Origin of the sequence: Sphingobacterium tabacisoli (genome assembly GCF_017908035.1) — a bacterium.
Lineage (GTDB): Bacteria > Bacteroidota > Bacteroidia > Sphingobacteriales > Sphingobacteriaceae > Sphingobacterium > Sphingobacterium tabacisoli.
The window spans coordinates 566100-586628 of record NZ_JAEQMU010000001.1 but is presented as its reverse complement, the minus strand read 5'-3'; the positions used below and the strand labels follow the sequence as shown (position 1 = coordinate 586628).

At 41.6% G+C, this 20529-nt stretch carries 14 protein-coding genes; 4 read left to right on the top strand and 10 right to left on the bottom strand.

The genetic code is table 11. The annotated features are described in order from the left end of the window. Window positions 1–3: 3 nt before the first annotated feature. Together JKG64_RS02255 and JKG64_RS02250 are read right to left on the bottom strand one after the other, a co-directional pair. Entirely contained in the window at window positions 4–1371 is a 1368-nt protein-coding gene (locus JKG64_RS02255; RefSeq protein ID WP_210352719.1) for a RagB/SusD family nutrient uptake outer membrane protein, read from the bottom strand. Window positions 1372–1381: 10 nt separating this feature from the next. Then, the gene (locus JKG64_RS02250) at window positions 1382–4477 is read right to left on the bottom strand and encodes a SusC/RagA family TonB-linked outer membrane protein (RefSeq protein WP_210352718.1); all 3096 of its coding nucleotides are present in this window, start codon (window positions 4475–4477) and stop codon (window positions 1382–1384) included. A 345-nt stretch (window positions 4478–4822) separates the two neighbouring features. Here JKG64_RS02250 and JKG64_RS02245 point away from each other — a divergent pair, with 345 nt between their 5' ends. Then, window positions 4823–5863 (top strand): LacI family DNA-binding transcriptional regulator, encoded by a 1041-nt coding sequence (locus tag JKG64_RS02245; protein ID WP_210352717.1) that lies wholly within the window; start codon window positions 4823–4825, stop codon window positions 5861–5863. A 71-nt stretch (window positions 5864–5934) separates the two neighbouring features. On the opposite strand, the gene JKG64_RS02240 is transcribed toward JKG64_RS02245, so the two are convergent. The 6 genes from JKG64_RS02240 to JKG64_RS02215 form a co-directional block, all read right to left on the bottom strand. Continuing rightward, complete coding sequence (locus tag JKG64_RS02240) at window positions 5935–8499, bottom strand: family 20 glycosylhydrolase (protein ID WP_210352716.1); 2565 nt, start codon at window positions 8497–8499, stop codon at window positions 5935–5937. Window positions 8500–8596: 97 nt separating this feature from the next. Further along, on the bottom strand, window positions 8597–10138 hold the full coding sequence (locus JKG64_RS02235) for a beta-N-acetylhexosaminidase (RefSeq protein WP_210352715.1): 1542 nt from the start codon (window positions 10136–10138) through the stop codon (window positions 8597–8599). A gap of 56 nt (window positions 10139–10194) precedes the next feature. Then, window positions 10195–11391, bottom strand: coding sequence for an N-acetylglucosamine-6-phosphate deacetylase (gene nagA, locus JKG64_RS02230; RefSeq protein ID WP_210352714.1), 1197 nt, complete (start codon window positions 11389–11391; stop codon window positions 10195–10197). Window positions 11392–11669: 278 nt separating this feature from the next. Beyond that, window positions 11670–12908 carry a TCR/Tet family MFS transporter gene (locus JKG64_RS02225; RefSeq protein ID WP_210352713.1) on the bottom strand — a complete coding sequence of 413 codons (1239 nt, stop codon included), beginning with the start codon at window positions 12906–12908 and terminating at the stop codon, window positions 11670–11672. 321 nt (window positions 12909–13229) lie between these two features. After that, the gene (locus JKG64_RS02220; protein WP_210352712.1) at window positions 13230–14105 is read right to left on the bottom strand and encodes an ATP-grasp domain-containing protein; all 876 of its coding nucleotides are present in this window, start codon (window positions 14103–14105) and stop codon (window positions 13230–13232) included. A gap of 22 nt (window positions 14106–14127) precedes the next feature. Next, entirely contained in the window at window positions 14128–15018 is an 891-nt protein-coding gene (locus JKG64_RS02215; RefSeq protein ID WP_246512459.1) for a DMT family transporter, read from the bottom strand. Window positions 15019–15171: 153 nt separating this feature from the next. On the opposite strand from JKG64_RS02215, the gene JKG64_RS02210 reads away from it, so the two are divergent. Together JKG64_RS02210 and JKG64_RS02205 are read left to right on the top strand one after the other, a co-directional pair. Further along, window positions 15172–16629 (top strand): aminotransferase-like domain-containing protein, encoded by a 1458-nt coding sequence (locus JKG64_RS02210; RefSeq protein ID WP_210352711.1) that lies wholly within the window; start codon window positions 15172–15174, stop codon window positions 16627–16629. Window positions 16630–16714: 85 nt separating this feature from the next. After that, window positions 16715–17284 (top strand): DUF1572 family protein, encoded by a 570-nt coding sequence (locus JKG64_RS02205; RefSeq protein ID WP_210352710.1) that lies wholly within the window; start codon window positions 16715–16717, stop codon window positions 17282–17284. On the opposite strand, the gene JKG64_RS02200 is transcribed toward JKG64_RS02205, so the two are convergent. Then, complete coding sequence (locus JKG64_RS02200; RefSeq protein ID WP_210352709.1) at window positions 17281–18474, bottom strand: CynX/NimT family MFS transporter; 1194 nt, start codon at window positions 18472–18474, stop codon at window positions 17281–17283. The genes JKG64_RS02205 and JKG64_RS02200 overlap by 4 nt on opposite strands. Window positions 18475–18582: 108 nt before the next feature. Between JKG64_RS02200 and JKG64_RS02195 the strand changes: the two genes are divergently transcribed. Then, window positions 18583–19377 carry a helix-turn-helix domain-containing protein gene (locus JKG64_RS02195; RefSeq protein WP_210352708.1) on the top strand — a complete coding sequence of 265 codons (795 nt, stop codon included), beginning with the start codon at window positions 18583–18585 and terminating at the stop codon, window positions 19375–19377. A 498-nt stretch (window positions 19378–19875) separates the two neighbouring features. Here the strand turns inward: JKG64_RS02195 and catA are convergent, their stop codons facing one another. After that, window positions 19876–20520, bottom strand: a complete 645-nt coding sequence (gene catA / locus JKG64_RS02190) for a type A chloramphenicol O-acetyltransferase (RefSeq protein ID WP_210352707.1) — start codon at window positions 20518–20520, stop codon at window positions 19876–19878. Window positions 20521–20529: the final 9 nt, after the last annotated feature.

Here is a 20529-nt window from a genome sequence, read left to right as displayed (position 1 = left end):
TGCTTAGTTATAAAACTCGTTTTGTTTCAAATTTGGATTTCTTAACCTGATGCTTTCATGCAGCGGCCACAACAGATTACCCTCGTTGGACAGTCCATTGATAGGCTTCATCGTTGAAATAGCTTTACCGGTACGTACAAGGTCAAACCAACGATGTCCTTCAAAACAAAGTTCGACCGAGCGCTCGTGCAATATAGCGTCTGCAACACTTTTATACTGACTGATAGCAGCTGCCTCGTCCAATACCGCAAGGCCAGCGCGTCTACGGATACGGTTGAGCAAATCTAACGCCTCGGTAGGCTGGTTTAGATTAGCATGAGCCTCAGCCTTTAACAGGATGATATCTGCAAGCCTTGTCAATACAATGTTATTGGATGATGGCTCCGGACTTTCATCTTTAAAGCCCTGTCCAAAAAACTTCCATATCTTACGTGGCTGAGCCTCGGTCACATCATAAATACGTGGCTTACGTAAGTCACCGGTTTCGATCGATGCTATGAATCTAGCGCTCGGTACATAGTCACTATCTGAGCCAAGTGCATATAGAATACGTAGCGCATTGGTCTGGACCTCGTTATACCCGACTTCGAAAATACTCTCGGTACTTACACCTTTGACGAAGATATCGTTCCAATCATTCATAGCGACTAAGGAGTACTGCGAATCACTCATCACCTTATCAGCCATCTCAATAGCTTTATCGTATTTCTTTTGCCACATGTACAGTTGCGTTAGGAACGCGTACGCTGTGCCTTTCGTGAATATGACACGATTCTTGGCGCCAGAATAGCTTTTCGAGCTATTTTCTGCTGCAAATAACAGATCTTCTTCGACTTTGGCCAACACCTCTTGGGCACTGTTTTTATCTACGAATACATTCTGATCGACGCTTTCATAAGGTTCTGTAACCAATGGTACATCCCCCCAGATACGGGTTAGGTAAAAATAGGCAATAGCACGTAGGCCATGCGCTTGTCCCAAAAGCTCATTTTTCAATTGGCTCTCGCCCTCGCCAAAAACTCCCGGTGTATATTTTATGGCATAATTGGCGCGGGATATCAACGTATAGAAATTATCCCAGCGCGCTGAAGTGATAATCGGTGTCAACGCATTGGTTTGTAAGGCCAACGGATCACCAGAATGCTTGGTCGTCACGTTATCTGCTCGCCCCTCCCCCCAATAAGCGAAATTCAAACGGAAGGTGGACTGCATACTATTGTATATGCCGGTGACGCCAGCTTGAGCATCGCTAGGTTTTTTGTAAAATCCCTGTCCAGAAAAATTACTGATCGGTTCTTTATCCAAATCCGAACAAGAAATCATTAGTAGCATCAAAGCACTACCAAATATATATTTAAACGTTCTTTTCATGAGTAACAAATTAAAGTCCAAGTGTTAAACCAAACATGAAGGTACGGGCCTGTGGATACGCTCCTTCGTCGAGACCTACACGAAGTCCTGAATAGGAATTTACGTCCGGATCAAAGCCTGTGTATTTTGTCCAGGTAATCAAATTTGTACCAGTTACAAAGGCATCAACTTTACGTAGACCAATACGTTTTACCCAGTCTGGATTCAAAGAGTATCTTAGGTTCACGTTCTTTAACTTGATGTACGAACCATCTTCTACCCATCTACTCTGCACTCTACTGTCAGATTGCTTCGGATCATCACGAATCAATCGAGGAAAGTCGGTCACATCTCCTTGTTGACGCCATCTCGACAGGGCGTCTGTAGAAAGGTTGTTGTACCTAACGATAGAATTACGCTGGTGATTGAGCTCACTGTATATTTCGTTGCCTACAGAGTATTGAAAGAACACATTAAGGTGGAAGTTTTTATAACTGAAGTCATTGGAGATACCTCCAAAATATTTCGGCTCAGCATACCCGATAATCTGTCTATCATCTTCGTTGATAATACCGTCACCATTCAGATCTCTCCAGATTGGATCACCTCCGACGAACTTAGGTCCGTTGGCACCATGGGTAAGCCCATTGACATTATCCGCGTCACGTGCATATACACCATCAAACTGCCAGCCATAGAATACACCGATAGGTTTGCCGACCTGTAGTATGTGGAAAGCTCCGTTTTGAATGTAACCATTGGTCAATACATCTTCTGGAAGTGAAGTCACTTTGTTACGGTTCAAACTAAGGTTGACATTGGTACTCCAAGTGAATGGCCCCTGTAGATTACGGGTTTGCAAACTGAACTCGAGTCCTTTATTCTCAATAGAGCCAACATTTCTCGTTACGTACTCGAATCCGGTTGTGCTTGGAAGCGGAACATTATACAGTAGATCTTTTGTCTTTTTCAAATAAGCATCTGTGGAGAACAAAATACGGTTATTCAAAAAGCCTAACTCCAACCCAAGGTTGTATTGATGAGTAGTCTCCCAGGTAAGGCTTGCATTAGGCATTACGGTAGGCGCCGCTCCTGAAAAATCAAGGTAGTTCATCCCTAGTGTAAACTCTCCCTGCGAAGTGTAATCACCAATAGCCTCATTACCGGTGCTACCTAAACTAAAGCGCAACTTACCATCACTGAGCCAGCTTAGGTCTTTAACTCCATTCTCCTCCACGAAGCGCCATCCCGCGGATGCAGATGGGAAAAAACCGAAACGCTTATCACTTCCAAAGCGAGACGAACCATCGGCACGTAAGTTAAATTCCAATAGGTATTTGCCAACGTAGTCATAGGTCAATCGTCCGAAGTAGGAACGCATCGCGTGCTCAGAAGCTACATTTACGTCTTGCCCGGATATAACAGAGGCACCATTTAGGGTTCGGATATCGTCACTGGCAAAGTAAGAACCATTCAGTCCAGTGCGGTCATATCGCCATCTCTGAAAACTCATACCGGCTACTGCACCGATATTATGGGCATTAGCAATGCTCTTATTATAGGTGAAGTAACTCTCGTTGCCCCAAGTCAGATTGCCAGATGTACGAACAGCTCCAGTGTTATACCCTTCTCTATAATCCAATATAGAAGGCATAAACTCATCTTCTTTCATGGCAATGTAATCTAGATTGACGTTACTCCTGAACTTCAAATCTTTCAGAATGTCAATCTCGAGGTATTGACTACCGATGATGCGATTACTTTTGTTAAGATTAGTCGCATACAAGGCCATACCGACTGGATTTCGCTGTCCGATCATATACCCATTGATGGACCCATCAGGCAGATACATAGACATATTGGGAGGTCTGACCAATAGACTACGGATAATACTTAAATTACCCGAGCCCCCCGCATTGGTGCGGTTATTTACCGCATTGGTATACGAGACACTCTGCCCGATACGTACACGGTCCGAAATATTAAAATCAACATTTAGTCTCGATGTAAAGCGTTTGTAATTCGAGTTTAAAATCACCCCGTCTTGATCCAGGTAAGATGAACTCCAAGCGTACTTAGTACCTTCATTACCACCACGTACAGACAAATCTACTTTGTACTGCTTTGCAGAACGCATCAATGCATCTTGCCAATCGACATCCCCATTATTCATTGGATTCAATGAATCAATAATGGTGTAGTAAGGTTCTTCGGGATTAGGCAATGCATTATAGGAATCCAATACCGCTTCGCGATACTGCTGTGAATTCAAGACGCTTAGTTTTCTCGTAAGCGTACTTACACCTGTGGTTGCATTAAGAAGAACTTCAGGTTTGCCGGCGGCCCCACGTTTGGTGGTAATCATAACGACACCATTGGCCGCTCTCGATCCGTAGATAGCTGTAGACGCCGCATCTTTCAAAATCTCCATTGAAGCGATATCATTTGGATTGATATCAGCTAAAGGATTTAAGCCTGATCCCTCAGTACCATTTAAGGCAGAAATTGAATTAGATTCAATCGGAATACCGTCTACTACAAACAAGGGATTATTCCCGGAGTTAAGCGAAGAGTTACCGCGTACACGGATCGTCATCTCCCCTCCTGGCGCTCCAGAATTGGAGGAGACCTGTACCCCGGCGGCCCTTCCTTGCAAAATTGAAATAGGATCTTGTTGTGTTGTCTTTTCAATCTCTGCAGAGCCCACGGACACTACAGAACCGGTTAAGTTTCTTTTCTTCTGACGGCCGTACCCCACGACTACAGTTTCTTCAATCTCTGTAGCGAGACTAGTTAGCTCAATCAAATAAGTTGAACGTGCGTCGATCTTGAGGGTCTGACTGGTGTACCCCAAGAAAGAGAACACCACTGACTGCCCTTGGGACAGATCGTTTAAAACGAAAGCACCTTGGTCATCGGTACTTGCTCCGGCAGCTTGCCCGGCGAGCTTCACACTCACTCCAGGTATTGCCTTTTTCGTGCCAGCATCTATCACCTTACCTGAGATTCGTTTCTGCTGTGCAAACGCACCTTCTGGAATAACCAAAAGCAAAGCAAAAAACAAAAATGTAAGGGAAAACGCATTTGCACTCCATTTAAATTTACGATGGTAAGCAGTAAATATCATAATGCAGATTTTGAGTTTATATCATCTGTTGTTTATCGGAGCCAAGGTAGACAAAAAACAAAAATCATGCAAACATTTGCATTAAAAAATAAACAAAACAATCGTTTGTAATGTTAAACAACAAAATAACCTATGCAAACAATTGCACAAAACAAGAAGCGTAGTTTATTTGTTTTTATAAAAATTTGAATTAACTTCGGTCAATTTATATTTTAAGTTTATGGTGGATTATACAGGCTTTTGCTAGAACAACAAAAGAACTAAAAATCCATTCCAAACAAACCGAACTGCTAATTAGCAGATAATGAAATTATCAGTCTTATAGAGACCAGTAAGTATACATAAATGAAAAAAAAGGAAGCACGCATCACCATCAAGGATATTGCTAAAGCACTCAATCTTTCTGCCGCCACTATATCCCGTGTGCTATCCAACCACCCGGCAATCAGTGAAAGCACAAAAAAAATAGTCAACGACAAGGTCAAGGAAATGGGCTTTTCGCTCGATCCTATTGCGTCTAGCTTCCGGAGTAAAAAAACAAAGTCTATCGGTGTGATATGTCCGCGTATAGACATCGATTTTCACTCTAAAGTAATCAGTGGTATAGAAGAATACGCCTATAAGCAGGGGTATCAGATTACAATATTCCAGTCGCATGACTCTTATATTAAGGAAACAGAAATCGTGCAAATGCTCGAAAATTCACTTGCAGCAGGAGTCATCATCTGTCCGGGGCTGGAAACAAAACGATATGAGCACCTCAAAAAACTCGGAAAATCGAATATCCCTCTAGTTCTATACGACAGAACCAGTGAACAACTAAAGGCTAGTAAAGTTATTATTAACGATTTCGAAGCCTCTTATAATGCAACAGTTCATTTAATACAACAAGGTTGTAAAAATCTGGCACACATCGCGGGGAATCAAAATGTAGATATTTTCAAATCGAGACTAACAGGTTTTAAAAAGGCACTGGAGCAATATAAGCTCCCCTTTCAGGAGCAATTTGTCAAGGAAACGAAGAATCTGACCTACGAAGAAGGTAAAGAGGCGGCAGAAGCACTGCTCCTAAACACATCAATACCTGACGGAATTGTATGTGCCAATGACTATACGGCGGCGGCGACATTAAAGGTATTTCGGAATAACGGTATCGCAATTCCTGAAAAGGCGGCTATCATCGGCTTTAGTAATTATCCGATCTCTTCTATCCTAGAACCGCAGATATCGACCATCGATGACAGCGCTTATGAAATGGGACTAGTGGCAGCCAAAATACTGATCCAACAAATAGAAGACAAAGAAATGCAGGTGTTAGACTATCAGGAGGTCATCATCAAAACAAAACTAATCGTCAGAGGTTCTTCTGACCGGAAGCAAAACTAAACAACCAGATTATTATACTAAAAGAAAGCCCCTAAATGGGGCTTTCTTATTATGATTATATTTCCGACCTACTACTTGGCGGACTCGCCATCTAGGCTTATCGGAAGACTGGAATCTCCATGTTTATTAAATGCTTTAAACACTAAATTACTTTTGTATGGGATAGCTCCTGTATACAATGTGCTATTCCTATCCGGAGTATTGCCATCCGATGCATAACGCACCTCAAAACCAGGAAGCTCCATATTAACATAAATCTTACCGTTGATTTCTTTTACGCCCGGCGTAGGTATTCTAAATGTAACACCTCCATACAGAAAAGGTAAACGTTGTAACTCTTGTAGTCCGACGACAGCAAAAAACTTTTTCAAAGCATCCTGATAGCTCGAACCGTTACTAACAGTTTCGGTTTCCCAAGCTCCTGCTTGTGCCCAAGCCCGCTCACTAAAGGCCAACAAGCGTGGAAATATCATGCGCTCCATTTGCTCTTCGTCTTTAATAGTCTCAGACCAAAGCAATGCTTGTAGCCCTACAATATTCTGCTTCCCCTTTTCCGTCAATTTCTCTGCCACGCTCAACACACGATCAGGCAATGTTCTTCCCAGCCAATCTTGCTTTTGATTGTGCAGATAATCGTACGGAATAAAACTAAAGGGCTTCTCTAAATCTATAAAACCACCCCAGTAAAAGCCTTGCTCACTAAAACGCTTGTAATACGCCATATCCATATAGAAGTTACTCACAAAAGAAAGCTTCACCTTATAACCTGCATTTGCTAGACGATAGGCCAAATCTTCATTTCCACCAAGGTTGTTCCACACATTTAAATGAACATTACTATCCTGCAATCCAACAAATGGAATCCATTTCTTCTTTCCATCTGCCACAACTTTTTCCATACCGACCTCTTCCCAGCCAGATAAAAGTATATCTCTTTTTTTCAACATCTTATATAGAATATCGAAATGACGCACCCAAAGATCTGCCGTCTCTTTGATCGCAGGATTTTCCTTCTTGAATTTTGCAAAGGCAGGAGAATGTTCCCATACCCCGTTCGGCACCTCGTCTCCACCAAAATGTACGGTCTTCAGTTCGACGCCTGCTTGCTTGTACATCCCTATAATATCGTCTGTCACCTGCTCCAAAAATGTATAAACCGAAAGGAGCGACACATCCATTACGTTATCATTCCATTTCTGAACAGACCTATAGACGGATGAATCTCCGGCCGACTGCAATAGGTATTTCGATGCTTCCTGCTCTTTACCTTGCGCCATTAATCGACGGTAACGTACATTCATGGCCTGTATAGCGGCACGAGCATGCCCAGGCGTCTCCACCTCGGGAATAACCTGTATATGTCTGCGCTGTGCATACTTAAGAATATCCATAAAATCCTGTGCTGTATAGTAGCCACTAGCCCGTGGATTATCTAAGAAAGGGCCTGAACCATAAGACGGTGGCAACCAGTCATTCTCTTTGCCTGCCTCCCAGTGCCCTCTGCGCGAACCAACCTCTGTAAGCTCAGGGATAGAGGGGATCTCTAAACGCCAGCCTTCATCATCATTCAAGTGAAAATGCAGGGTATTCAACTTGTAAAGTGCCATCATATCGAGCATTTTATAGATCTGCTCTTTTGTCTGAAAATTTCGCGCGACATCCAACATTAAACTTCTGCTGCCAAAACGAGGCTTATCGGAAACCTGAACAAAAGGCAAGGTAATTTGCTTCGTATTCTTGGGGTCATAAAATGTAGGATCTACCAATAATTTTAAAGACTGAATCGCGTAAAACATCCCTGCACCGCTACCAGCAGAGAGTTTTACACCACTTTTTGTAACAGACAACTTATATGCTTCGCTATCTAATGATTTGTCTTCAACCAATTGGATCCCTTCTTTCCTTGCGTTTGGCGCAGAAGATATGCGGCAGGATAAACCAAACATACGCTCTAGCTCTTCTACCAATAGTTCACCTTCAGCTTTAAAACGGGGCGCATGGCTGATGTCTACGTTCTTACTAAGCACGTAACTACCTTTCCCCTGCTCAACAGAAACCGGAGTAGGTAGGATATTAACCCCATCCAGTCGCTTCGCGCCCTGATAATGCTCATTTTTCTCATAGATCATCGCCGCATTCATTTCCCTATCGCCTCCAACTCTATAAAATGCTTTTTCATCTTTAGGGAGGAGCATTTTGACCCCCGGAAGTGGCTGTAACTGCCCATCCCCCAAATCCAGGTAAAAGCCTTGAGGAGCATCGTTAAAATTGACAACCCATGATTTGGAAATCATCGTGTACTTTAATTCTTCTCCTGGCGCCAACACCTTACCTTTTATATTGGGTTCAAAGTAAAAGTAATCTCCATTAATATGATGTACATCCAAAGGTTGCTGATTGTCAACAGGCTCAGCCAATCTTATAAAGTTAAAATACAACTTCCATCCTTGCCACGGAAATGGCTTATCACTAATATTGCGGATAATCAATTCCGATAAAGCTTGCTCTTTGCCATCATAATTATTCAACAAAGGCTGCCAGCTGATGCTAAGCGGTGATTGTACCGCTGTCTGCGCGTTGCTATCTTTTACCTGCCAGATAAGACAGGCAACTATCAATAAGAGTTTTATTTTCATCCTTACTATTTTTTAAAATTCGTCACTCTTTCACCCCTTATTTTCGAGACTTAGTTATCACAGTGGGATTATACTGACCCCCATCAGAACTTAATATCTATTCTAGTGTACCCAATCTATTAAGACGAGCCTCTAATAGTTTTATCTTGCTCTCTCTGAGCTCATTTTCTTGTTGTATTTCGGCATTATACATCCAATCGTTATTCAGTTTAGCGAATGCCTCGTCTAGATTTTCGAGACGTAATGTCGCAATAACCTGCTTCATTTCTGGCAACTCATTAGGGCTAAAGTCTAGACTATTCAGGCGCGCCTCTACCTCCATATATGTCAGATAGCGCAATCTGATCTGCGACATAAGTACATAGTGTTCGTATTCGTCTTTATTCCTCTTCGGTTTGAGCTGTTTAAACTCCCGTAATACCCACTCGGCACTATCTTTCATCGTTTTTACAGAAACGGAAGCAGTACTCACCACTCCCTGATTAATCTCATAAGGATTTGCTTTCAAAGCATTCCAGAATTTCGCCGCATCACTTCCTCCAAAACCGTAGTGTTTCTTTGCATAGTTGGCCACAAAGGTATCTATATCCAATGCTTTGCGTGAACGTAACGACTCAAAATAAGCCTCTATTAAAATATTAAAACCTGAAAGTGGGTACACACGTCTTATCGGATAGAGCTCGACAATGTCCTTAGGGCTCTCCCAGGTAATTCCATATAGGCCCGATGTAGACCAAGATGTCATTATGATTCCTTTGTAACCAAACTCTCGAGCCTGTGGGATAAAATCTCTTATATTCTTAAAATGCTTCTCCCATTGCGTTAAGAAATAATTATCGGGATGACTGCGAAGCGAAGGAGCACCCCAGATTTCATAGCCCGAATTCAGTAGGTTACTATGTTTGCCAAACATATCGACATCCCATCCATAATTCCAATCAATAAATACCGTCTCTTTGGGAATTCCCTGCAAAGCATCGGGATATTTCATCGCAATGTCTGCCCACAGAACAGGTTTCTTGCCCAGCCCCACGACAATCTCACAGAGTAATTTAATATAATCTCCATACAATCGTCCCTTTCCTACTGCCGCAACTTTTGCTTGAGATTCTTTCGAATGTCCCAATAGGTAAGTTTCATCTCCCCCAATATGGATATACTCGGAATCGTGCGTACTAATCATATCCTTATAAAGGTCTGTAAAAAGAGCTCTGGCCAACTCTTCTCGAAGGGGATTAATCTGAGAATAGTCTTTCTGATCCTCTCTCAATTCCTTATAGCGGTAATTTCGCAAGATGTATTCGACATGACCAAAACTCTGCTGTAGTGGAATAACGTCTATTCCCAGCCCCTCACAATAAGTCACAAATTCTTTTACCTCATCTCGGGTATAGGCAAATTGATTCGGTATCAATGGGTGATTCTCAAAAGGATAAGTGGCTTCCCATTCCATAATCAGTGTATTGATACCACCATCATGGAGTTGTTTGGCAAACTTCTTTAGAGCAGGCATCTTCATCACCTGTACGCGAAGATCTAGATGAAATCCGCGAATAGCAAAATCCCCCGGCACCTGTGCATGCAATGTGCACAATTGTACAAAAAGGAATAAAACAGCACTTAATATATACTTCTTCATATCTATAGCTTTTTATCGGAATAAGTAAATTCCAATATTCATTTTACTTCAATTTCTTAGACTGACGCAGTACGTTCATACCTTACCTGTCCCTCTACGATGGTCATATATACCTCCAGATCTCTATCAAAAACAACGACATCAGCATCTTTGCCTCGCTGCAAGCTACCTTTGGTATCACTGACCCCCAAAATGCGAGCAGGAGTCTCCGTTATCATCCGTACGGCTTCAGTAAGCGTAACATCAGCCAGATGCATGTAATTTTTAACCAATTGGTTCGCTGTCGCAACGCTTCCAGCGAAGGCTGAGCGATCGGGCAATTTAGCTACGCCCTCTTCAACGATAACGGGTAATCCGTCTGCGAGTCTTCCCAATACGCTAGGTCCTTCTGGCATCGCGGCGGCACGCATCGCATCGGTTACCAAGGCTATATGCTCCGATCCTTTAATTTTATAGATGAGTTTCATCAACGAGGAAGGCACATGAACACCATCAGCGATAATCTCTACATCCATATCATCGAGATAATACCCCGCTTCAATGACTCCGGCATAACGCTTTGCGTCTTTGCGGACAATAGTCGACATGGCAGAATAAAAGTGAGTAGCTAACCGAAAGCCTCCCTTAAATCCCTCTAAAACCTCTTCAAACAAGGCATCACTATGTGCTAAAGCAGGAATCACTCCCTTAGATTGAAGGTAACTTGCAAAAGGCAATGCACCTGGCAATTCCGGAGCAGCACTCCATCGTACAATATGGTCGGAATAACCCAATATATCCTGGTACTCTTTTTCATCGGGATTACGGATGTACTTAGGATCCTGCGCTCCTCGCTGTCCCATTGACAGGTAAGGCCCTTCTAAATGCAAGCCTAACCAGGACGCACCTTTCGTATTTTTTGGCAAAGCCTCCTTGTAGACATCCATTACGGTATAGATATGGTCTTTCTCTGCAGTAAGGGTGGTGGGACACATTGCCGTGGTACCATAACGGACATGCGTCTCAGAGACTTTTAAAAATGCCTCTACCGTACCATCCATAAAATCAGAACCCCCACCGCCATGCACGTGCATATCAATAAAGCCTGGCGAAATATACTTCCCTTTCAGGTCAATACGACACACATCTTCACTGACATCAAGAGTCCCCTGTCCCAAGTGAACAATCTTTCTATCCTCAATATAGAGGTATCCCTTTTCTAGAATCAAATCGGCAAAAACCAGGATACCATTTTCTAACAACAGCTTACTCATGCAGGCAAAATTTAGCTTTAATCAAAACGTTTACGTACACAATGATATAAAAAACATATTCAACCACAAAATCTATCCTGCATTTTAACAGTGATTTATTTAAAAAAAAGTCTGCAACTATAGGTTCCCCTCTTAAAAAAACTGAATAAATGCATACGTTAGTGACTTTATCCATTCTATCTTATCCCTTGTACCAATCGTGCGACATAGCCTATCCAAAATGGTAAACACAATAAAAAGGCCCGGGATCACCGGGCCTTTTCTAGTATAAATTCTAATTAACGCTGATTTTTCAGCTGTTTATCTCTGTTCCGTTGAAAAGCAAAATAAACCATCACGACACTTATAGCCATAAGGATAAACCCTAAGAAGAAAGGTGCTCCAGAAAATTGAAAGGGAGCTTCTTCATGGGTAAAATAATAAAATAGATTTGTCATCATCGGAGGGCCTATAATCGATGTAGCACTCACTAAACTAGTCAAAGCTCCCTGCAACTCTCCCTGTTCATTAGATGGTACGTTCTTAGAAATCACGGACTGAAGTGCTGGCCCACAAATTCCGCCAAGGCAATAAGGGATAAGAAACACAAACATCATCCAACCCTTATTCGCAAATGCGAACAACAATAAGCCTATGGCATAAAATGTCAGTCCATAATATATATTCTTCTCCTCTCCAAACTTAGGCGTAGTCCAACGAATCAGACCACCTTGGACTAAACCGACAACCAAACCTAGGACACCGAGTGATATACCCACCATTCTTTCAGTCCAGTCGAATTTGTACATCGTAAAAAAGCTCCAGTTACTCTGTACCGCATGAGCCCCGATATTAACCAAGATTAAGGCGACAATCAACCCTGATATTTCAGGATGCTTTCCCAAAAACTTAAAGGAGCCGATTGGATTAGCACGCTTCCAACTGAAGGGTCTACGTTTTGCTTTATCAAGACTTTCGGGCAATATAAAATAACCATAAATAAAATTCACCATACACAGACCTGCCGCGGCATAAAAAGGAATCCGGGCGCCATACTCACCCAAAACACCTCCTATAACAGGACCAATGATAAAACCCAAACCAAATGCTGCTCCAATCATTCCGAAGTTCTTGGCTCTATCTTCATCGGTCGAGATATCCGCGATATAAGCACTGGCCGTAGAGATACTTGCTCCAGTTAGTCCCGCAATAACACGTCCTACAAACAACCACGAAATGGTAGGCGCCAAGGCCAGAAAGATATAGTCAACAGCAAAAGCGAATAATGAAATCAGGATAATAGGCCTTCTTCCATATTTGTCACTGAGATTACCAACCACTGGAGAAAAAATAAACTGCGTAGAAGCGTAGGCAAATCCTAACCACCCACCATATTTAGCAGCTTCGCTGATATCACTGTGAATGAGCTCCTCGATTAACTTAGGTACCACAGGTATGATAATCCCCCATCCCGTAATATCAATCAATAACGTAATGAATATAAAGCCAATGGCTGCTTTTTTTGTTGATTTTTTCATATATAATAAAATAAAACCAAGATAAGTAAGCAGGACTTTTCATTACTGATACATTTCTGGGTGCAAAATTAAAAAGGTCGCTAAAGTAAGAAAAACGCTTGATAAAAAAAGAACTTAAACGATAAATTTTCAAAAAAGAGAGTAAAAAAGCTCCGGCTGTCAAAATACGTATCAACAACCGAAGCCGAGGAAATTGTAAAACAGATTGTTTTCCAAAAATGGAAAACAACCCAAAATTATAGACAACACTAAATTAGCTTATCAAGCAACAAAAAGATGGCACATATTATAGGAAAACAAACACATTTCAAATATAAAATACTATTGCTGACCGATAAGAGCCAGCAATGCCCTGTAATAATTTTCCATAAGAGCCTCCCTTCCATCAAAAAACAAGTAGGGCTCTATCAGCTCAAGCTCCATCAACCGAAATCCCCCGTTTATAACCACACCATCAACACGGGCGTATAAGATTTGCTGCCCGATTGCATCGAAGTACCTTTTTGCTTCGGCAACATGTATAGGATTAGGATCTGGATAGCTAATCCGACCACCGTGATAATGCTGTACCCTAAAATCTCCAGACTTGGGCGTTTTCAAAACACAGTGGCTATAGATACCATTGAAAAACAGAAAGGACCACTCCCCTTCTTCAATCTCCTCGACAAAAGGTTGGGCAATGAGATCTTCAGTAGTCAATAATGAATTAATATCAGCGCGGTAGTTTTCATAATTGGTGCTATCTATCGCTATCGTGTTCTGGGCACCGGCGCTCACACAAGGTTTCAATACTAAACGATCGGTGTATAGATCACTGAACAATTGTTCATTAAAAACCTCTCCCTTTTGTAGATATCTTGAAGTGATAACCGGCAAATCTCTCGAGGCTATTTCCTGTAAATATTTTTTATGACTGTTCCAACGAATCACCCCTGCCGGATTCAACACTCGGATATCCAGGCTCTCTAAAGACTCCAACCATGCTAAAAAATCAGACAAATGATTATGGTAGTCCCATGGAGACTTGATAATGGCGACATTAAAACTGTTCCAATCTACATTACGATCATTCCATACTGTCGCGACCACATCCAGACCTTTGCCTTTAAGAAACAGTAATAAATCCGTATCTTCATCAGTCTGCACCCCCTGTGCAAACTTCTCTTGTTTTTGATAACCAACTAATGCTATTTTCATTACATGCTATGAATAGAAGTTCTTACTTGGCAAACCTTTTGGTACCAATGACACACAGAATGACCCCTACTGTTACTGCTAGCATTCCAAGACTAACCGTCTCCTGAAGCAACCAGGCTGCCAACACCAGCGCAAGAAAGGGTTGAAGTAATTGCAGCTGCCCCACCGTGGCGATACCTCCCTGTGCCAGTCCATTATACCAAAAAATAAACCCTATAAACATACTGAATAAAGCAACGTAAGCCAAACTTCCCCAAGCGGCAATACTGACACTTTCAAAGGAAGCAGGCATATAGATAAAGAATAAAGGCAATAGAATAGGAAGTGAGATAACAAGCGCCCAAGAGATAACCTGCCAGCCACCAAGGGATTTCGTCAGCTTACCGCCCTCGGCATAGCCGAGCCCACAAAGAACAATCGCCCCAAGCATGAACAGGTCCCCTATAGGTGATGCGGCTCCCCCTTGTGCTATTGCATAGCCTACAACAAGTAGACTGCCGATAGCCGAAAATAACCAAAATATGGGCTTAGGCCGCTCACCTCCACGGACAATCGCAAATACAGCAGTAGATACCGGCAACACCCCTAAAAAGACAATAGAATGTGCAGAAGTAATATGTTGTAACGCCAAGGCACTCAATAAGGGAAAACCAACAACAACGCCCAACGCCACAATAATCAGAGACAGAAACTGCTTTTTCGTTGGTCGCTTCTCCTTGAACACCAACAAAGCTGTAAGAGCCAATACGCCTGCAATAGTAGCCCGGGCAAGGGTTACAAACACAGGATCAAATTCTAATACAGCGCACCGCGTCGCTGGCAACGAACCACTAAATAACACGACTCCTACTAAGCCATTTATCCAGCCCTGTGCCGTACTACTTTTTACTTTGTCTATATATAATTCAGCCATACTCATTTATTTTGACACAAAAATCGACAAGAAACACAAACAAACACAGTCACAGTTTTGGATATTTCGATAGACACAGTTATCTTTACAATACTAATTACGAGTAGCTAATGAGGATTGATACGTCCAGCATAGCACGTTAAAACTCAGTATATGAAAAAAGACTTTCTATATAGCGAAATCACCAATAATATTGCCAACAAGATAAAATTGGGGGTACTCAAATCCGGAGAAAAATTACCTTCGGTACGAAAACTGAGCAGCCAGCATGGAATAAGTATCAATACGGCTAAGCGGGTATTCCTAGAACTGGAAGGGCAATCACTGATACACCCCAAACCACAGTCGGGATATTTTGTAAGTGACCTAACCTTTTTTAAGCTTCCTCTACCAGAGACAAGTAACCCAATTCCATTTGCACAGAATCGGGAACCAGATGAATTGATGAATGAAGTCTATTCGACTATGGGCCGTACAGACCTCACCCTACTTTCAATCGGGGTACCATCTGGTAATCTCCTGCCACTAGCAAAACTAAAAAAGGAAATAATTCAAGCCACACGTGGACTCAGCGAAGGTGGATCGGAATACGAACCGCTACAGGGAAATATTAAGTTACGGAGAATGGTAGCCGCACGCTCATTGACCTGGGAGGGAAATCTTAAGGAAGACGACCTTATTACGACCAATGGCTGTATGAATGCTTTGTCGCTATGCCTAATGGCATTGACCAAACCAGGCGATACTATTGCACTCGAGAGTCCCTGCTATCCGGGGATCCTACAACTGGCTGTCAGCCTCGGTCTACATGTGGTAGAAGTTGCCACGCATCCGGTATATGGTATAGAAATAGAAGCTTTGAAAAAGCTACTCCCTCAAATAAAGGTATGTCTTTTGGTACCCAATTTTAATACGCCACTAGGCTATTGCATGCCTGACTCTAGCAAAAAAGAAATTGTAGAACTGCTTGCTAAGCATGAAATTCCGCTAATCGAGGACGATACCTACGGTGATATTCACTTTGGCCCGGAGCGGCCCAGGTGCTGCAAATCATTTGACAAGGAAGGAAATGTACTGTGGTGTAGCTCTGTATCCAAAACCCTTGCCCCCGGATATCGGGTAGGCTGGGTTGCCCCAGGTAAGTATAAAGAAAAATTACTACGGCTAAAATTAGTACATTCGCTATCCTCTGTAACCGTCGTTAACGAGGCCATCGCCAACTTTTTAATGACAGGTAGATATGACAATCATCTCCGCCGCTTGAGCAAAATCCTACAAGAAAACTACCAGCATTATGCACAGGCTATTGCAGATTTTTTTCCAGCCGGAACCAAAGTGAGCCGACCACAGGGTGGACTAACGCTGTGGCTTGAGCTCCCCGGCGAAATTGACACGCAGACTTTATACCATTATGCATTAAAAAAAGGAATAAGTCTATCGCCGGGAAGGATTTTCACGCTACAGGATCAATTTCATAACTGCTTGCGACTCTGCATCAGCTTGCCTTGGTCAGAAGAACTCAGATTAGACCTTAAACAAATCGGTAGTCTAGCAAAAAGCTTACAGCAACAAGCTCCGAGCCTGTACACCGTAGATCGAGCTTGCTCTTAACAATGCAACGTCAATCCATTTCTCGTCAATCAGTAGAAATAACTTCAATAAAGCACACCGTATTTCAAATAAAAACAATAACGATATGACTATACAGGAATTACAGGGAATAACTAAACAATTTGAATACTATCGCATGATTGCTGAGAAAACAATATCCCGTCTCTCTGAAGAAGAACTCAATCTGAAAATAAGTACCGAAAGTAATTCTGTAGCCATGCTTATGCGGCACCTAACAGGTAATCTTTTATCCCGTTTTACCAATTTTTTTACCGAAGATGGGGAGAAACCCTGGCGTAACCGAGACGATGAATTCGCAGATGGAACTTATGAAAAGATACCGCTAATCGCTGAATGGAACAGCGCTTGGGACACGTTATTTCAGACCTTGAAGAGTATCAATACAACAAATATCGAACAACCTGTTAAAATTAGGAATCAAGAGCATACCGTATCTGGAGCTATATACCGTCAATTAAGCCATTATCCCTACCATATCGGTCAGATTGTATTCATTGGGAAGTTGATCCGTAATCAGGACTGGCAGTCGCTGACCATCGCTAAGAACAAATCCCAAGAATACAATCGTGATAGATTCGATAACCCAAACTCCGAAACGCACTTTTCTCAAGGCTATCTGGACAAAAACACCTAGTGTTCTTCAATAAAACGAGGCTGGGCTGCTTTTCTTCCGAATACAATCATAATTACAATCATCAGTAGAAGAAAGCAAAAAGAGCTTTGCCAAGAGCTGTCCCAATCGTGTAGCATACCAAAAATCGGTGGACCAAAAGCCGCAATTAGGTAGCCTACCGACTGGGCTTTACCAGAAATCTTAAGGGTACCGTCCATCGTTTTACTCTTGAGAGAAAAGAACAGTATAGAAAGACTGAATGCCAAACCGCTGGAAACACCTATTAAAACAGAGGCCAAATAAATAAATTGTGCTTTCAACAGTATTAACATAGCGATACCAACAAACATTAATATCCCTACCGCATAAATCATCCATTGTTGGTCTTTCAATCTAGTCGCAATCACTGGACTGATAAATAAAACGGGCAACATGGCCAACTGGATAATCAAAAGAACAACACCTGTCTCCTCTTTAGCCATACCATAGTCAATCAAAACAATAGGTAACAAAGCGACTAAACAATAATACACAAGAGATTGTAATCCCATAAAAACACTGATGTACCAGGCTTGTTTAGATCGAAAGACATTAAAAGATGTTTGTTGGGTGGTGGTAGTACGGTTATTCGTTGACTTTTCTTTCTTCCCGAAAAAAGTTTCTACCCCAACAGCTACTAACGCTAACAAGGCCCAAAATATCCATATCCCTAGAGATCCCCTCCATCCCATTCCAGTCCAAGTTCCAATGGCAATGCTTAAACCAGAAGCTGTCGCGGCAGTCAGATTCATCGCTACGGAAAATATACCTGTCATTACACCTATTTTTTGAGGAAAGAGATTCTTGATGTATGCAGGAGTAGTGACATTTCCAATACATATCCCTAATCCGATGAAAAAAGAACCAACAAAAAGCATAGGCACATTACCATAAACCCGAAGGTAGAGACCTATAAGTAAGAAAATGAGGGAATAAATCAAACTATAATGGATATTCACTCTAACAGCCAGCTTGCTGACCAGTACGGAACAGGTCGCAAACACGATCAGTGGGATTGAGGTCAATAAACTTCCTTGCAGATTATTGAGTTGCAAAACTTCTATTATTTCACTTAACACGGGGCTAACAGCTGTTATCGGGGCGCGCAAACCACCTCCTACGAATATAATCACGGCTACACTGAGTAACAGCAGACTTACTTTATTTTTCATTTCTATAACTTAATTTTAAACATCCAACGATATTGTTCAGATTACAAGGACAAAGTTAGTTATGGCATTTTTATTAACTTTGCCAAAAAGCACATACAAAACGCCAATATGGATAACGAAATTATAGCAAACTGGAAGAACTTAGGGGTAGATGCTATACCTGCCGATGCTTATATTTGGTATGAAAACAATTGGGAACATGATAAATATGAGCATAGCCATATACGATACCAACTCACTTATGTAGAAGAAGGATATCAATATTTCCATATCGGTACCCAAATCTATCTTGTCCCCCAAAATCATGTTATATGGATACCATCGGCTAGAGAGCATCGTACGACATCAAATGCCCAAACGGTAAACCTTATGCTTATATTATTCAAAACAGTACCTGAAAATCCGTTCTATGACGAAGTACATGTTTTTAAAGCACCAGCAGTATTAAAAGAAATGCTTCACTATGCCGCGAAATGGAACCAGCGTCTAGAACAGGAAGACGAGCACACCTCTTTCCTAAATGCCATGTGCTACAGTCTTCCCTACTTTTGTGAAGAAAACGAATTTCTACAAATCCCAATCCCTATAGACCGGAGATTAACGCCGGTCTGCGACTACATCAATACGAACTATAGATATAGCCTTGATATACCTACCCTTGCGGATCTTGCGACAATGTCTGTCCGTAGCTTACAACGCATATTCAAGCAAGAAACTGGAATAACGATTCAAAAGTACACGCAGTTAATCCGGATATTAAAAAGCATAGAACTAATAGATACCAAACAATATACACTTAGTCAAATTGCGCTAATGGTAGGCTACAAAAGCTTATCTGCATTTACAGCTTCTTACCAAACCATCATGCAGGGCAATCCTAAAAGAAAAAAAAGTATTAGCTAAAGACTGTAAGACCGACATCGCTGGAAAAGTGCCTGCAAAGAATAGAGCATATAAAATGGCAGAAGCCGCTATCGTAACGAAAGCGACTTCTATACCTCCCCAAGTTGAGTTTTAGAATAGTTTACCTATTCTGGTAGTGTATTCCTTAGTTGGAGACACGCTGTACATACTACCGCAATATGTTCTGTGCACTCCAAACTCAGTCTAAAAAATTAATTAAATCTCAGTTTTATTGTTTTTTATAGTTAAGCCAGTAGATAGACTAACTACAATAACATAACACCTACAAAATGATATTGTTTTTTCTTTTTATGATTTTTTTTAACTATTACTCACTCAACCCGTTTAATCGACATATGGAAGACAGAATCATCCTACCAAGTCAGCATGCATCAAGCTTTAATAGCATCTCCCTAGGCGATATAAGAAGCCTATAAACAAAAAGTGTATCCCTTATCCAGGAATACACTTTAACAGATATGGGTACGAATCCCCCTACTAAGATAACTTATGGATATTATCACAATAATCTTGCAAAGACTGAATGAATTTTGCGACATGTAATCCATCACACACTGCATGATGAACTTGTATCGCCAGGGGGAGCAACATTTCATCTCCTACCCTTTTATATTTACCCATGGTAAAACTTGGTGCAAAGTAATCGGTAAAATCAGCGATATTAAGATTAAATCCATCGAAATCTATCCAAGGTAAAGCGGAAACATTAAAATGGTTTTCCGGAGGCGCTTTTGGATAAAACCTTAAATCCCCTTTATACTTTTCATCCGTCTCTGCGTAATCGTAGAGGAACCTATTGAAATCAGCAGTATAAGGCGTGCTCCTCGCTGAAAATGTCTCTGACTCTGTATGCAGTACGGTATAGATAGGATGTACTTCGTCCCAAATAATCAACTCTTCATCCTTCATGGCCATTCTAAACTCCTGATGCTTATTTACAGCTTTGGACAATAAATAGATCATCGTGGGATAAAACTTACATCCTTTCTCCTTGATAAAAGAGAGAACTTGTGTAATTTCTATCTTGACTGTTAGACTAAAACCGCATTTCACAGTATCACGATAAGCGATAAAATGTTCCTTTCTATTCCAACCTTCGATATTGACTTTCTTATAATTCATTTTCTTCAT

Coding starts and splice junctions, on each gene's coding strand:
- JKG64_RS02255 (WP_210352719.1), bottom strand. CDS start 1,371: ATGAAAAGAACGTTTAAATATATATTTGGTAGTGCTTTGATGCTACTA.
- JKG64_RS02250 (WP_210352718.1), bottom strand. CDS start 4,477: ATGATATTTACTGCTTACCATCGTAAATTTAAATGGAGTGCAAATGCG.
- JKG64_RS02245 (WP_210352717.1), top strand. CDS start 4,823: ATGAAAAAAAAGGAAGCACGCATCACCATCAAGGATATTGCTAAAGCA.
- JKG64_RS02240 (WP_210352716.1), bottom strand. CDS start 8,499: ATGAAAATAAAACTCTTATTGATAGTTGCCTGTCTTATCTGGCAGGTA.
- JKG64_RS02235 (WP_210352715.1), bottom strand. CDS start 10,138: ATGAAGAAGTATATATTAAGTGCTGTTTTATTCCTTTTTGTACAATTG.
- nagA (WP_210352714.1), bottom strand. CDS start 11,391: ATGAGTAAGCTGTTGTTAGAAAATGGTATCCTGGTTTTTGCCGATTTG.
- JKG64_RS02225 (WP_210352713.1), bottom strand. CDS start 12,908: ATGAAAAAATCAACAAAAAAAGCAGCCATTGGCTTTATATTCATTACG.
- JKG64_RS02220 (WP_210352712.1), bottom strand. CDS start 14,105: ATGAAAATAGCATTAGTTGGTTATCAAAAACAAGAGAAGTTTGCACAG.
- JKG64_RS02215 (WP_246512459.1), bottom strand. CDS start 15,018: ATGGCTGAATTATATATAGACAAAGTAAAAAGTAGTACGGCACAGGGC.
- JKG64_RS02210 (WP_210352711.1), top strand. CDS start 15,172: ATGAAAAAAGACTTTCTATATAGCGAAATCACCAATAATATTGCCAAC.
- JKG64_RS02205 (WP_210352710.1), top strand. CDS start 16,715: ATGACTATACAGGAATTACAGGGAATAACTAAACAATTTGAATACTAT.
- JKG64_RS02200 (WP_210352709.1), bottom strand. CDS start 18,474: ATGAAAAATAAAGTAAGTCTGCTGTTACTCAGTGTAGCCGTGATTATA.
- JKG64_RS02195 (WP_210352708.1), top strand. CDS start 18,583: ATGGATAACGAAATTATAGCAAACTGGAAGAACTTAGGGGTAGATGCT.
- catA (WP_210352707.1), bottom strand. CDS start 20,520: ATGAATTATAAGAAAGTCAATATCGAAGGTTGGAATAGAAAGGAACAT.